Source organism: Flavobacterium sp. C4GT6, from assembly GCF_036347315.1.
In the GTDB taxonomy this organism is placed as follows: Bacteria; Bacteroidota; Bacteroidia; order Flavobacteriales; family Flavobacteriaceae; genus Flavobacterium.
Map to the genome: position 1 here is coordinate 109,051 of NZ_JAZGZU010000004.1, position 15,633 is coordinate 124,683.

Annotated in this window: 11 protein-coding genes; 7 read left to right on the forward strand and 4 right to left on the reverse strand. The window is 38.7% G+C overall.

What is annotated here, in order from left to right:
• Positions 1-29: 29 nt before the first annotated feature.
• The 4 genes from V3Z67_RS06750 to V3Z67_RS06765 are packed head-to-tail and all read left to right on the forward strand — an operon-like array spanning position 30 to position 7,420.
• On the forward strand, positions 30-3,467 hold the full coding sequence (locus V3Z67_RS06750) for a SusC/RagA family TonB-linked outer membrane protein (protein WP_442902261.1): 3,438 nt from the start codon (positions 30-32) through the stop codon (positions 3,465-3,467).
• A gap of 12 nt (positions 3,468-3,479) precedes the next feature.
• Positions 3,480-4,910, forward strand: coding sequence for a SusD/RagB family nutrient-binding outer membrane lipoprotein (locus V3Z67_RS06755; protein ID WP_330442588.1), 1,431 nt, complete (start codon positions 3,480-3,482; stop codon positions 4,908-4,910).
• Between the two features lie 15 nt (positions 4,911-4,925).
• The gene (locus tag V3Z67_RS06760; RefSeq protein ID WP_330442589.1) at positions 4,926-6,500 is read left to right on the forward strand and encodes a calcineurin-like phosphoesterase family protein; all 1,575 of its coding nucleotides are present in this window, start codon (positions 4,926-4,928) and stop codon (positions 6,498-6,500) included.
• 2 nt (positions 6,501-6,502) lie between these two features.
• Positions 6,503-7,420: a glycerophosphodiester phosphodiesterase family protein gene (locus tag V3Z67_RS06765; RefSeq protein WP_330442590.1), complete on the forward strand. Its 918-nt coding sequence runs from the start codon at positions 6,503-6,505 to the stop codon at positions 7,418-7,420.
• Between the two features lie 86 nt (positions 7,421-7,506).
• Here V3Z67_RS06765 and V3Z67_RS06770 read toward each other — a convergent pair whose 3' ends face one another.
• Positions 7,507-8,193 carry a peroxiredoxin-like family protein gene (locus V3Z67_RS06770; RefSeq protein WP_330442591.1) on the reverse strand — a complete coding sequence of 229 codons (687 nt, stop codon included), beginning with the start codon at positions 8,191-8,193 and terminating at the stop codon, positions 7,507-7,509.
• Positions 8,194-8,485: 292 nt separating this feature from the next.
• Here V3Z67_RS06770 and V3Z67_RS06775 point away from each other — a divergent pair, with 292 nt between their 5' ends.
• From V3Z67_RS06775 to V3Z67_RS06785, 3 genes are all read left to right on the forward strand, one after another.
• Positions 8,486-10,507 (forward strand): thioredoxin domain-containing protein, encoded by a 2,022-nt coding sequence (locus V3Z67_RS06775; RefSeq protein WP_330442592.1) that lies wholly within the window; start codon positions 8,486-8,488, stop codon positions 10,505-10,507.
• A gap of 2 nt (positions 10,508-10,509) precedes the next feature.
• Entirely contained in the window at positions 10,510-11,346 is an 837-nt protein-coding gene (locus V3Z67_RS06780) for a mechanosensitive ion channel family protein (protein WP_330442593.1), read from the forward strand.
• Between the two features lie 124 nt (positions 11,347-11,470).
• Positions 11,471-12,148: a hypothetical protein gene (locus V3Z67_RS06785; RefSeq protein ID WP_330442594.1), complete on the forward strand. Its 678-nt coding sequence runs from the start codon at positions 11,471-11,473 to the stop codon at positions 12,146-12,148.
• A gap of 5 nt (positions 12,149-12,153) precedes the next feature.
• Here the strand turns inward: V3Z67_RS06785 and tsaB are convergent, their stop codons facing one another.
• The 3 genes from tsaB to V3Z67_RS06800 are packed head-to-tail and all read right to left on the reverse strand — an operon-like array spanning position 12,154 to position 15,509.
• Positions 12,154-12,816 (reverse strand): tRNA (adenosine(37)-N6)-threonylcarbamoyltransferase complex dimerization subunit type 1 TsaB, encoded by a 663-nt coding sequence (gene tsaB / locus V3Z67_RS06790; protein WP_330442595.1) that lies wholly within the window; start codon positions 12,814-12,816, stop codon positions 12,154-12,156.
• Between the two features lie 26 nt (positions 12,817-12,842).
• A complete protein-coding gene (locus V3Z67_RS06795) occupies positions 12,843-14,138 on the reverse strand; it encodes an efflux RND transporter periplasmic adaptor subunit (RefSeq protein WP_330442596.1) in 1,296 nt (431 codons plus the stop codon).
• Between the two features lie 6 nt (positions 14,139-14,144).
• Complete coding sequence (locus V3Z67_RS06800) at positions 14,145-15,509, reverse strand: TolC family protein (RefSeq protein WP_330442597.1); 1,365 nt, start codon at positions 15,507-15,509, stop codon at positions 14,145-14,147.
• Between the last annotated feature and the right edge of the window lie 124 nt (positions 15,510-15,633).

Below are 15,633 nucleotides of genomic sequence, written 5' to 3' on the forward strand. Positions count from 1 at the left end.
AAACAAAATCAAATTTATAGCCTATAGTAATGGATACTAAACTACAATTTTTTTTGAATCGAATATTAAACAAATTATTTTATTTGTTTTGCACCATCCTCATGGCTGCAACCACAATTGCAGCTCCGGTAAAAGGACAGACAACAGGTAAGCAAATTAACCTAGACCTAAAAAATGCCTCAATAACAGAAGTTTTTTCTGCTATTGAAAAAGAAACAGAATTCACTTTTGTTTTTGACGAAAAAATATCGGGAGCTAACCAGCGCCTAACCATTAAAGCAGTTAACGAAAGCGTTGAAGATGTTTTAAACAAAATCACCATTAAAACAGGATTTCTGTTCAAAAAAATAAACAACACCATCACTGTTACTAAAAATCAACAGGAAATAATCCGCGGTAAGGTAATAGATGAAGACGGACTTTCACTACCGGGCGCCTCGGTACTTGAAAAAGGAACCAACAACAGTGTAGTGACCGATATGGATGGTAACTTTACCATTACCACTTCTACAGGTGCTACCCTTGCAGTGTCATTCATAGGTTTTGAAACCGTAGAGGTAAAAGCAAACCCTTCTAAAGAACTTATTATTACGCTTGCTCTAAAATCAAACGAGCTTAATGAAGTAGTAGTAACAGCTCTTGGTATTAAAAGGGAAGAAAAACGTTTAGGTTTCGCACAGCAAACTATTAAAACGGATCAGCTTGAAACTACAACTCCAAACAACTGGTCATCTGCCCTAAAAGGTAAAGTAGCCGGTTTAAATATAGTATCATCAGGATCAGGGCCACTTAACTCACAACAAATTGTATTAAGAGGAAACAGATCACTTGTTACCGAAAACAACTATGCTCTTATAGTAGTAGACGGTGTGCCGATGAATCAGGAGATGACAACATCTGGATCATCATCAGCTTACATGGGGCAGGACTCTCCTATTGATTATGGTAACGGTATATCTGAACTTAACCTTGACGATATAGAGACCGTTACTGTACTTAAAGGTGCAGGTGCAACAGCTCTTTATGGTAGCCGTGCTGCAAACGGTGCATTAATCATTACAACAAAATCGGGTAAAAAGAACAAAGGTTTAGGTATTACTTATACAACGGGAGCTACGTTTGATGTAATACAAAGATGGCCGGACTGGCAGTATAAATACGGTCAGGGTACAGGAAACTCTTTTGGCGCAGACGGAAACCCATACTATTCTTACGGGAGTTCTGAAGACGGAGGTAGTACAGGTGGTACAAGTAGTGCATGGGGACCTGAATTTAACGGTCAGTCATTTTACCAGTACGACCCAACTCTTGAAGGTCAGTCGGCAGAAAGACAATTATGGCAGCCATACAAAGATAACCGTAAGGATTTTTGGAGAACAGGTGTAACTTACAACAACAACCTTTCTATTCAGGGAGGTGACGAGAAAGGTTCTATGCGTTTTTCTTTAGGCCACCAAAAAAATGAGTGGATAATGCCTAACACAGGTTTCGAAAGAATATCTGCTGCCGTGAACGCTAACTATCAGGTTTCAGAAAGAATTAAACTGGGAACATCGGTTAACTTTAATAACAGAACCAGTGACAACCTTCCTTCTACAGGTTACAACAACGGATCTATTGCTTACTTTATGATATTCCAAAACCCTAACGTAGACCTTGACTGGTACCGTAGCATATGGAAACAGGGACAGGAAAATATCCAGCAGGTACACCCTTTCAGTTCGTATATAGACAACCCGTACCTTATAGCTTATGAAGCTACTAACTCACTGGACAATGACCAGATAGTAGGTAACATTTTTGCTAACATTAATCTGGCTTCAAACCTTGACTTAATGCTTAGATCGGCTATTAACACTTACAGTCAGCACAGGGAGCAAAGAAGACCTTACAGCATTAACCGTTATGCAAAAGGTTTCTTTAAAACACAAAATGTATTTAAGCAGGAAGTTAATACTGATTTCTTACTATCATACAAAAACAATATAAGTAACACTATTGCATTCTCGGGATCTGTAGGTGGTAACCTTAAAAACTACAAATACAGAAACACTGAAGCAGAGGTTGAAGGACTTGTAGTACCGAATGTTTACAAATTAACAAATGGTGTTAATGCTCCGCTTATCAGGGCAAGAGATGCTTTTGAAAAGGTAAACTCACTTTACGGCTTAATGTCGTTCTCTTATAAGGATCAGATATTTATTGACCTTACCGGACGTAACGACTGGTCTAGTACCCTCCCGGCTGCTAACAACTCATTCTTCTACCCTTCGGCAAACTCGAGTTTTGTTCTTTCAGAGATGTTCAACATGCCAAAGGCTATCGATTACTTAAAATACCGTTTCTCTTTTGCACAGGTAGGTAACGATACCGGACCTTACAAAACACAGAAATACTATGACCAGAGTGATTTTGCAAGCTCGGCTGTAGCTCCGGTATTATTATTTAACGACCACTTTAAGCCTGAAATTACTACCAGCTTTGAAACAGGTATTGAGTTATACATGCTTAAAAAACGTATTAATCTTGATGCTACTATTTATGAAAGTAACACCAAGAACCAAATTATAGAAGTGCCTATGGATTACAGTACAGGTTACAGCAGAGCCGTACTTAATGCTGGTAAAGTAAGAAACCGCGGTATAGAAATATTATTAGGCGGTAAAATATTTGACAACCAGAAATTTAAATGGTCTGCTAACCTTAACTGGTCACGCAACTGGAACAAAGTACTTTCGTTAGCCGAAGGCATCCAGGATCAGCAGGTAATTGGTGAAGGAGGTACTGCATCGGTAATTGCACGTGTAGGTGGTACAACAACTGCAATTTACGGTTATGGTTTTGTACGTTCTGACGACGGACAGATTGTTTACGACAATGCAGGTTTACCGGCTTACCCGGATGAGATACAATACATAGGCGATGCCAGTCCTAAATGGAAAGCTGGTTTAACAAACGTATTCACCGTTGGCGATTTCACTGCCAGTGTAACAGTTGACGGACAGTATGGCGGTATCATTTATTCGCAAACGCACCACAAGTCTATGGAGCAGGGTAAACTTACCTCAACTTATTACGGTAGAGAAGAAGGCTTTATTGTAGGTGACGGTGTTGTTCAAAATGGCGACGGTACTTATTCTCCAAACACTACGCAGGTTAAACCTGCCGACTGGTATAAGAGATACTACCGCAGGGCTAATATTGAGTCAAACTCATTTGACGCTTCATACCTAAAACTTCGTGAGGTGAGCCTTGGATATAACTTCCCAAAAACGTGGTTAAAAAATACAGGACTTAACTCAGTTCAGCTTTCAGTATTCGGTAGAGACCTGGCAGTAGTTTCAGACTTCCCTATATACGATCCGGAAACTGCAGCACTTAACGGTAACGTAATGCTACAGGGTATAGAAATGGGGCAAATGCCTTCGCCTGCAACTTATGGTTTTAACTTAAAAGTGAATTTTTAATCTGATTTGAAAATGAAAAAGATAACTTATATAGCCGCCTGTTTATCGCTGTTTATGCTTAACACAGCCTGTACAGGTGATTTTGAAGAAATAAACGAAGATCCAAACCGTATAGCACAAATTAGTCCGGGTACACTTATTAACCCTATCATTTATGGTATGGCCAGTCACAATGCATCACGCAGTGCCAGTACTAATTTTGATCTTATGCAGGTTACCCTGCCTTTCCCAAGTGTATCGGGAGGCTTACATCGTTATGACGTTAGTCCTAATATAGGTAACTCGTCATGGAATACATCCTACAAGTGGCTGGCAAACATACGCGAAATGCGTATGGCTGCCGAAGCTTCGGGAGATAACAACTACCTTGCAGCCGCTTTAACGCTTAACGCATGGGTATACTCAAACCTAACAGACCAGTTTGGGCCTGTACCGATGACTGAGGCCGTAAGAGCTGAAGACGGTATACTTTACCCTGCATACGACAGTCAGGAACTTATTTATGAAACCATACTTAACGACCTGGAAACAGCTAACCAACTATATGATACCGATGCAGGTATGATATATGCAAGTGACATCCTTTTTAACAATGATGTTGAGAAATGGAAAAAATTCACCAACTCACTACACATGAGACTTTTATTAAGGGTTTCAAACCGTACTGAGACGAATGCCTTCCAAAAGCTGACAACAATGATAAACAACCCTGAAGAATATCCTGTATTTGAAAGCAATGCCGAGTCGGCTATACTACAGGTAACAGGTGTGGGTGCAAATGTATCGCCATGGGGAAGACCACAGGATTTCAGGCTTAATGTAAAAATGGCATCGTTCTTTATTGACAATCTTAACGACTGGAATGACCCAAGGAGACCGCTTATTGCAACTACAGGTACTGATCTTGACAATAACAACATTGGCTACATCGGTATTCCCAGCGGATATGACGGACCGGATTCTCAGTTTGAATACAATGCCTCAACCTTACAGATATTACAGGTTACAAACCCTATGCAAATTTTTATACTTCCTTATTCTGAAGTAGAATTCATTAAGGCTGAGGTAGCACAAAGAGGATTTACAGGTGATGCTGAAGAGCATTACAACAAAGGTGTTAAAGCAGCTATAGAGCAGGTTAAAGCCACTATGTCCGAAGATTACTTTGATAACACAGCAGCACAGTATGACGGCACACTGGAACAGATAATGCTTCAAAAATACTACGCACTGTACTTTGTAGACTATCAGCAATGGTTTGAGTTTAGAAGAACAGGTTTACCTGAACTCCCTACAACTCCGGCAATGCTTAACAACGGTATAATGCCATCAAGATTTCCTTATCCATCAGATCAGCAGATTTATAACCTTTCAAACTATCAGGACGCTGTACAAATGATAGGTGAAGATGATATCAACACCAAAGTTTGGTGGGATAATTAATAGATTCAACTAAAAATGAAGAAACACATTATTACAACAGGTATGCTGCTTTTCGCAGCATACCTTTCTGCCCAAACCGTTAAAGGGACAGTATATAACGATGCTAACCTAAACGGTAAAAAAGAAAGAAAAGAAAAAGGCGTTGCCAATGTTGCCGTTACTAACGGACGTGATGTTGTACTTACCGACAAAAACGGTAATTATGAACTTAGCCTTAGCGATGATGCCATAATATCGGTAATCAAACCGGCCGGATATAATGTTCCTGTAAACAGTGACAACCTGCCTCAGTTTTTTTACATCCACAAACCACAGGGTTCTCCTAAAGCAAAATTCGATGGTGTTGCTCCAACAGGGAAACTACCTAAGTCGGTAGACTTTGCTCTAACAACCGCTAAGGAAACCGAAGATTTCACCGCGCTTGTTTTTGGTGATCCGCAACCATACAATCTTGAAGAGATTGACTTTTATGCAAGAGGTATTGTTGCCGATGTCCAGGACACAAAAGGTGTTGTTTTCGGGCTTAGTATGGGTGACCTTGTAGGTAATGACCTTAGCCTTTTTAATCCGTACATACAGGCTACAAAAAAAGTAGGATTGCCATGGTATAACGTACTGGGTAACCACGATTTGAATTTTGATACTGAAAGTGACAACCTTGCCGACGAGACCTATGAGGCTCACTTTGGCCCTGCCAACTATGCATTCAACTATGGTAAGGTTCACTTTATAGTGCTGGACGATGTTATGTACCCGGACCCAAGGGATGCAAAAGGCTATTGGGGTGGTTTTAGGGAAGACCAACTTGAGTTTCTTGAAAACGACCTGAAATTTGTACCTAAAGACCATCTTATCGTACTGGCATTCCATATCCCAATTAGCGAACCGGATGAAAATGACGATTCTTTTCGTGATGAAGACCGTAACAGGATGTTCCGTGCGTTAAAAGATTATCCTTATACCCTTTCCCTTTCAGCTCATACACATTTACAGCGTCAGGACTTCTTCTCTAAAGAAGACGGATGGTTACAGGACAAACCGCATCACCATTATAATATCGGTACAACTTCGGGCGACTGGTATTCAGGTAAACTGGATGAAAAAGGAATTCCTATCTCTGTAATGAGGGACGGTACTCCAAAAGGTTATGCCTTTATTCGTTTTAACGGAAATCAATATACTATTGATTATAAAGCTGCCGGAAAAGCCAAAGAACATCAAATGGAGATATTTGCCCCTAAGGTGGTTGCTAAAGGAAAAAGAACAAAAGCAGGTGTTTTTGTAAACTTCTTTATGGGTGGTAAAAATGACAAAATTGAATATCGTGTAGACAATGGTAAGTGGGAGCAAATGCACCATATTGAAGCGCAGGATCCGTCGTATGTGGAACTGGTTTACGAATGGGACCTTGCCGAAGAGCTTATGGCAGGAAGACGCTCGTCAGATCCGGTTATCAGTACACACGTATGGAGAGGCAGCCTTCCGGCTAACCTTGAAACCGGTGAACATAAAATTGAAATCAAAGCTACAGATATGTTTGGTAAGGTACACACAGCTGAAAAAAGCTACCGAATAGAAATGCCTAAATAATTATGAAATACAATAAAGCCTATTTAGTTTTCGTAATGGCAGTGACAATGATTTCCTGTAAAAACGAAAGTAAAAAAGTACAGGAAACTGCCAAACAGCCAAAAACTACTGTAGAAGTACAGGGACACAGGGGTGACAGGGGTAATTTTCCCGAAAATACCATACCTGCTTTTTTAAGTGCCGTTAAAAAAGGTGCCGATGTGGTTGAGCTTGATGTGGTAATCTCTAAAGATGGTAAAGTAGTAGTTTCACACGAACCGTTTATGTCATCATTATACGTTACTACTCCGGCAGGAGATTCTATTGCTAAGGAAACCGAACGCAACTATAACCTGCATGAAATGACCTACGACAGTATAAGGAAGTTTGACACGGGTTCTAAAGGAAATAAAAACTTTACGCAGCAGCAAAAAATGCATACCTACAAGCCATTACTTGAAGAAGTGATAGACAGTGTGGAAAATTATGTAAAGGCAAATAATAATAAACCGGTACATTACAATATCGAAATCAAATCAGAGGAAAAAGAGTATGGCATAAGCCAGCCTCAACCATCGGTTTTTGTAGATATGGTAATGAAGGTACTTACCGAAAAAGGAATAATAGATAAAATGAACATCCAGTCATTTGACCCTGCTATCCTTAATGAAATGCATAAAAAATATCCTCAGGTAACCCTAGCTTACCTTACCGCAAAACCGGGCATAGACAGTAACCTATCGCAAATGGATTTCACACCATCTATTTACAGCCCTAACTATAAGCTGGTAAATGAGGCTTTTATAGACTCTTTAAGACAAAAAAACATGCGTGTTATTCCGTGGACCGTGAATAACGATGAAGACATAAACCGCATGATACAGCTTAAAGTAAACGGTATTATTACCGATTATCCCGAGAGAGTACTTAGCAAGTTATAAAAATCGTTTCGTTGTGTTTAATTGAAAAAACCCTCAAAGGCAGTGCCGGCGAGGTTTTTTTACTATATATAAAATAGTTTGATTGCTTAAGGAAGATGATTAATAATTTCATCAACACTTGCTCTTTCCCTATAGTTAGGATTAAAGTGCCTATACACTATTTTACCGCCTTTATCAATAACAAATGTTGCCGGAACCGGTAACACAGCTTCGCCTGTAGCATTGGTTTCTGCTACCGATGCGCTTAGCTTTTCCTTAATCATATCCTGATAACTATCGGTTACCTTAAAGTCAACATCAAAAGCACGCATTATACTTCCATCAGTGTCAGATATGGTTGTGAAATCGGTTTTAGTCTGCTCCTTAGTTTTGGTTACATTCTCATAGGTTTCAGGTGTAACAATAACCAGTTTGGCTCCTTTATCTTCAATCTCCTTAGCTCTTTCGGCAAACTCAGTTAAGTGCCTGCTACATACCGGACACCAGTAAGCGCGGTAAAACAATACCACAACAGGTTGTTTTTCATACAGGCTTTGTAGTGTAACCGTTTTATTGTCGGCTGTAGTCATAGCAATTTCCGGAGCCATATCCCCTACTTTAAGCCCTTCTGGCAAATCAGCAGTATCCATACCAAAATCAGCATAAGGGATAGTGTCTTTTACAGGTTCAGCCTGCTCTGTTGTTCCAGCAGGTTCTTCAACTGTTTCTTTGTTTTCATTTTTACAGGCAGTCACTGCACTAAGCAGTAATAAGGATGCCACAATTTTTTTCATAATGTTTTTTTAGATTTCTATGTGCATTATCAGCATACTTTTAATAATAAATGCAATATACGGATAATTAAGAATCCCTAACTGCGCAAACAAATGATGTGCAATATGATAGATAAAACTTTTTGTAAAAATTTGCCATTTTACTGTAAGCACCTAAATCTTTTATCTGAAAAACGGTAAAAGTAACAGCTATAAACACTTAATTTTACCTCTCAACAAGTGTTTCAGTTTTCTTAAAACACATTGCCTCTCGTTTAAAAATTCCTAATTTTACAGCTTTTACAACCAGCCTATGAACGAACTTCACTTTGAAACAAGTCCGTATTTACTACAACACGCCAATAACCCTATACATTGGAAAGCATGGAACGACCATGCGCTGGCCAAAGCCCGAGAGGAAAATAAGCTCATCATACTAAGCGTAGGATATTCGGCCTGTCACTGGTGCCATGTAATGGAACATGAAAGTTTTGAGGACAGCGAAGTGGCCAAAGTAATGAACAGCCATTTTGTATCAATAAAAGTGGATCGTGAAGAAAGACCCGATGTTGATGCCGTCTATATGAAAGCCGTACAGGTAATGACCGGGCAGGGAGGCTGGCCCATGAATGTAGTTTTACTACCTGACGGAAGACCGGTTTGGGGAGGCACCTATTTCAAAAAAGAAAACTGGATTACTTCACTGGAGCAACTGCACCAACTTTATGCAACAGATCCTAACAGGGTAACCGAATATGCCGGAAAGCTTATTGAAGGCTTGCAGGCAATGAGCCTTATTAATACAAATGAAGAGGAACACATCCCTGAACCCAACGCAATAAGACCACTAGTTGAAAAATGGTCTAAAAGTTTTGACTGGGATTTTGGCGGTTATGCACGTGCTCCTAAATTTATGATGCCTAATAATTACCTGTTCCTGCAACGTTACGGGTATCAGGCACATTCAGAAGACCTGCTTAATTTTACCGATCTTACTCTTACCCGCATGGCATATGGTGGGTTGTTTGATGCTGTAGCTGGTGGATTTTCAAGATACTCGGTAGACATGAAGTGGCATGTACCCCATTTCGAAAAAATGCTTTATGACAACGGGCAATTGATGAGCCTGTATGCCGAAGCCTACAAGCGTACCAAAAATCCATTATACAAAGAGGTTATAGAAAAAACCCATCGTTTTATTAGCGACGAACTTACCACAACAAACGGTGCCTTTTACAGTGCGCTGGATGCCGACAGTCCTGATAAAGACGGAGATAGTGAAGAGGGTGTTTTTTATGTATGGGAACAACAGCAATTACAGCAATTACTAAAGGATGACTTTGATGCCTTTGCAAAGGTTTTTAATATAAATGATTTCGGGCACTGGGAAAACGGAAAATATGTACTTATACAAAGTGAACCTCTTGAAAAACTGGCAGAGCAACTGGGTTATACTCCGGAAGAATTAAGCCGTAAAAAGAAAGAATGGGAAGGCATATTATACCATGAAAGGCAAAAGAGAACCAAACCCGGACTTGACGATAAAATACTTACCTCCTGGAATGCCATTATGCTTAAAGGATATGCCGATGCTTATAAAGCCTTGGGAGAAGAACAATATCTTAACGCTGCACACAAAAACGCGTTATTTATAACCGAATACCTTTGGGATAATGACGGATTTTTATGGCGTACCTACAAAGACGGCAAAGCAAAAATTGAAGCCTTTTTAGAAGATTATGCTCATACGGCAGATGCTTTTATAAGTTTATATCAGGCAACACTTGATGAGAAGTGGCTGCTTTATGCCAAACAACTAACCGACTATACGCTGGAAAATTTTTATGACGAACAAAAAATGTTCTTCACTTACAATTCACAAAAAGCAGAACAGCTTATAACTCCACATTATGAAACCGAGGACAATGTTATCCCGGCATCAAATTCGGTTATGGCAAATGTGCTGTATAAACTAAGTGTGATTTTTGATAATAGCTACTACGAAAAAACAGCTCTGCAAATGCTGCACAACATAATCCCGAATATGGATTACCCATCTGCATTTTCCAACTGGCTGAACCTGTGGCTGAACCTTTCGGCAGATAATAAGGAACTGGCGGTATGTGGTACAGAGGCAACAACGTCAATCAAAGCAATAAATAGTAAATACCTGCCACATGTACTGATAGCGGGAAACAACAGTGAAAGTAACATACCAATACTTAAAAACCGCTTTGTGAAAGACAAACAGCTCTTTTATATTTGCAAAAATAAAGCCTGCGAACTTCCGCATACTTCAATAAGTGAAACTCTAAATAATTTAAAAATAAAATAGAAATGGAAAACTTAAATGAATATTTAAAATGGTTTTTAAACTTACTCGTTGAATATACCCCTAGACTTATATATGCTTTTGTACTTTTAATAGGTGGTTTACTTGCCATTAAATTGATAAGAACAATTATACTAAAAGTAATGAAGAAAAGGGATATGGACCCCACTGCGGTACGTTTCCTTTTAGATATACTTACCTGGGTATTAAGGGTAATGCTCTTTATTATTGTGATAGCTAAATTAGGTGTTGAAACTTCTTCATTTGTCGCCATACTGGGTGCTGCCGGTTTAGCTGTAGGTTTATCACTACAGGGATCACTATCCAACTTTGCAGGCGGATTACTTATTATAATATTCAAGCCTTTTAGAGTTGGAGATTATATAGAGGCACAGGGTGAAGGTGGTACCGTGAACGAAATCCAGATTTTTGCAACCAAACTTACTACTCCAAGTAATCAGGTTATTTACATTCCTAACGGATCACTTTCTAATGGTAACATTAAAAACTACTCTAAAGAGGTTACGCGTCGTGGTGAAATTATAGTTGGTGCAGGATATGGCAGCAATATGAAACATGTAAAAGATGTACTGACTAAAATAGTTACCGAAGAACCTAAAATATTAGAGGAACCGGCTCCTATCATCAGGGTTAAAGAGCTTGCAGACAACTCTGTTAACTTCCAGATACTGGCTTGGGCTAAAAATGAAGATTACTGGCAAATGCTTTCGGATGTTCAGGAAAATGTAAAATTAATGTTCGACAACGAAAAGATAGAAATACCTTTCCCTCAAAGAGATATTGTTATAAGAAACCTGGACACAAAAAACCTACCTTCTTAAATAATATATTCAAATATAATGCGTTAAAAAAACACAGGTTTCATAAAACGGCACATTTGTTGCCGTTTTTTAACATAACAACCTAGCCATATTACCTATTTTTGAGCATAAAAAAACTATAAAAATGAAATTAACTAAATTACTTGTAATCCCATTCCTATTTTCGGGTGCATTAATGAGTGCCCAGCAAACCACTTATAATTATCAGGGTGGACAAATTGGTTACATAAATAACAAAAAAGCAGACAGTGAAGTTGCACAGGGTTCTCAGTATTTTTCAGAAAAATTCCTTCCGGCTAACATTAACGGAGAAAAAGAAGTTGTTCTTGCGAGATATAATGCTTATCACGATGAAATTGAAGTTCAGGTAAACGGAGAAGAGATGGCAGTTCAGCCTGTAAACAATCAGGTTATAGAATTAAAAGGACAAAACCTTAGCTACGAATATCTGCAATACACAGATAAAGAAGGTACAAGCAGGCAACGTTATCTAATACCTATAAGTAAAAGCGATAAAGTAAGCATTTACAAAGAAGAAAGCATTTACCTGCAACCGGAAGAGCACCCTACAAGTGGTTACGGAAGATATAAAGCACCTATGTTCAGGAAAAATGACATTGAATACTACATTCAGTTTAACAACGGAGAAATAGTGCACATGTCGACTAAGAAAAAAGATATCTTAAGTCTTGTACCTGGTAAAGAAAAAGAGATAAAAACCTTTATAAAGCAAAACAAAATCTCTACAGACGAAGACGAAGACCTAAAGCAACTTGCAAATTATCTTGGCACTCTTATCTAAGATTATTATTTATTTACAATAAAGTCTTTTAAATAAAAAGGCTCGAAATAAGCGACATCTACAGTGTCGCTTATTTTGTATTTATTATAAGCTATACTACATATTTGTTTAGCCGACGGGAACAATGCCTCGTCATGATAAACAAATTTATCATCTGTTAGCACTTCTTTACACTTAGCAGCTCCGTCACCTAAAAGATGTACTTTGCCACTCAGTTCGGCAAATAATTCTTCGGTTATTATTTCGGCTTTGGTTTCCCTTAACTTATTGTAGTTATTATCAAAAATAGCTGTATAAGCTTCCATTCTTCTGGCATCAATCATAGGTAAGAGATATTCATCTTCTCCAACCTTAATATTCCTTGCCAATACCTCTAAAGTATCTACCGCTATTAACGGAATACCTAAAGCATAACATAGTCCTTTAGCTGCCGAAACACCTATGCGTAATCCGGTATACGAACCCGGCCCCATACTTACGGCTATTGCATTTAAGTCTTTAACTTCCTTATTAGCTTCAGTAATACACTCTTCAATAAAAACATGCAGTTTTTCGGCGTGCAGGTATCCCTGAGCCGCTATTTCTCTTACTGCAGTTACCTCTCCGTTTAAAGACAAAGCTACCGAACAGTTTCTGGTAGCCGTTTCAATATTAAGTATTAAAGCCATTTCTATCTTCTGCCTTCTGTATAAAATTACTTTTTAGATGTACCCTGCTTAACTCTTACCATGTCATTTGGGTTAAGCTCTTTTGAAACTAAAGTATAAGGACCTGTAATCACTTCATCACCTTTTTCAAGTCCGCTTACCACCTCTATATTAGTATCGTCCTGTATACCCGTCTTAATAGGCTTAAGAACAGCTTTACCTCCCTGGTTTATAAATACACATTCAAAACGCTCATCCAGTTTACCTGTTTTCTGTTCTTTTTCCTTGCGCTCCATTTCGGCAATAACATCTTTTTTAGCCGATGTGGTATCTGTTTTTATTACTACGGCACTAATAGGTACTGCAAGTATATTTTCCTTACGCTGAGTAATAATTTCAACCGTAGCGGTCATTCCAGGTCTGAAAGGTGAATAATTAGACGCCTTACCTTCTGTCATATCTTCATACGACTCTTTAAGTATTCTTACTTTAACCTTAAAATTGGTAACCTGATCGGCAGTAAGATCACTACTGGCTGAATTTGATATACTGGTTACAACACCTTTAAACTTACTTTTTAAGTAAGCATCAACCTCAATATCAGCCTCATCACCTATTTCAACCTTAACAATATCATTCTCGTTAACATCAACTTCCACTTCCATGTTATTAAGGTTTGCTACCCTTAAAATTTCGGTACCTGCCATTTGCTGAGTCCCTACAACACGCTCACCCAGTTCGGCATCCAGTTTTGATATAGTACCATCTACCGGAGAATATATGGTTGTTCTGTTTAAATTATCGCGTGCTTCACTCACTGTAGCATTAGCACTTTGAACGTTGTAATAAGCCGATTGCTTTGCGGCAACTGCCACTTCATAAGCCGAAACGATTTTATCCCATTCTGATTTGGATATTACTCCCTTATCATAAAGTGACCTGTTCCTGTTATAGTTTGCCTCAGCTTCCTTAAGCTGCGCTTCAGACTGGCTTAATCCTGCCTTAGCAGTAGATAATGCCGCTGCACTCCTATTAACGCCCGACTCATACAAATCAGGATTAATTCTTACCAGTAAATCACCTTTTTTTATGGCTTGTCCTTCTTTTATAGGGAGTTCAATTATCTCACCCGAAACCTCAGAAGATATTTTAACTTCTACCTCGGGCTGTACTTTTCCTGTTGCCGAAACCGTTTCGGTAAGTGTAATCGCTTCCACTTTTGCAGTTTCAACTTCTTTACCTTCTTCTCCTTTACCTATAACTCCTTTTTGCTTTAAAACAATAAGCAACACTACAACAATAGCTGCAGCTCCCAGTAAATAATATAATGACTTTTTAGACATAAGGTTTTAGTTTTGAGTAATTGGTATACCGAAATAGAATTCTAATATCTTAACTTTAAATATATAATCGTACTTAGTTCTAAGCACTTCACTTTGTGCATTAGCGGATAGTGTTTGTGCCTGATTAAGGTCAAAAACATTAATAAGCCCCACTTCATAACGCTCTTTAGCATAAACAAGTGCTTCCTTTCTGGCATCTGCCGCCGATACGGCTGCCTCATATGCTTTTTGAGCTCCCTGAACATCTGTATAAGCAGTATAAACGTTACGCTGTAAATCCAGTTCTTCTCTTTCAAAAGCCAGTTTAGAACGCTCTAAAGCTATTTTAGACTTTCTCACATTGTTTCTGGTAGCAAAACCATTAAATATAGGTATGTTTAACTGGAACCCAAATGAATGCCCTTTATTATCCCAAAACTGATTCCAGAATGGCGGCGGAGTAACACTCACTACCTGACCGTTTTCAAAAGAATTATAATCAGCATAGGTAACCCTTGTATTCAGGTTATAAAATCCTGTAAGTGTAGGTTGGTATGCTGCACGTGCAATTTTCACATCCTGCTCGGCCACTTCAAGGTTAGCCTGTGCTATTTTAATTTCGGTACGCAGTTCCCTTGCCTTATCATATACCTGCACAGGAGTATTAAGCATTACTTCACTTTCACTTAAATCATACTCCTCGTCGGCTATGTCAAATTTCCAAAACTCCTCCAGCTGTAATAGTTGTGCAAGGCTAAGTTTAGAAATAAGCAATTGATTTTCTGACTGTATTACTTTTTGCCTGTCGGCAGCAACGGTCGCCTCGATATCTAAAAGGTCTCCTCTTGGCACCATTCCTCCCTCAACAAGATCGGCAGTACGGTTTTTCTGCTCAAGGTCAACCTTTAGCTGCTCCTGCTGTACTTTTAAATTCTCTTTATTAAAAAGGATCTCCAAAAAAGCATTCGCAACATTAAGCGAAATATCCTCTTTCATTTTCACTAATTGATACTGACTTGCCACCAGTGCCATTTTTTGCCTCCTGTATTGCTTTTGGTTCAAAAGCCCTTTATACAAATCTATACTGGCACTTGCACCGGCATTGGTAAACTGGGTAGTTTGCTGTTCAAGGATACCACTAATACTTTGGGTTAAACCTATGTTCCAAAAGTGGCTGCCAGTAACATTAACATTCGGCATAAAGTTTCCTGAAGCATCACTTTTGTTAACTTCTGCCAACTGAACATCAAGTCCGGCTTCTCTTATCGAAATGTTTTTTTCCAATGCATAGTTTACACACTCCTCCAGCGTCCATTTCTTTTCCTGAGAAAAGGAAAAAAATGCGCAAAATGAAAAAAACAATAAAAAAGTTATTCGTAGGTTGGTTTTCATAGCGTAAAAATACGGGTTTCACAAAGGTATTTATTTTATTTAAAGTAAATACCCTTATACTGTATACTTTTAGTCGACAAGATATTGTAAATGTTACAAATTAACCCTTAAATTAGCTAAAAAA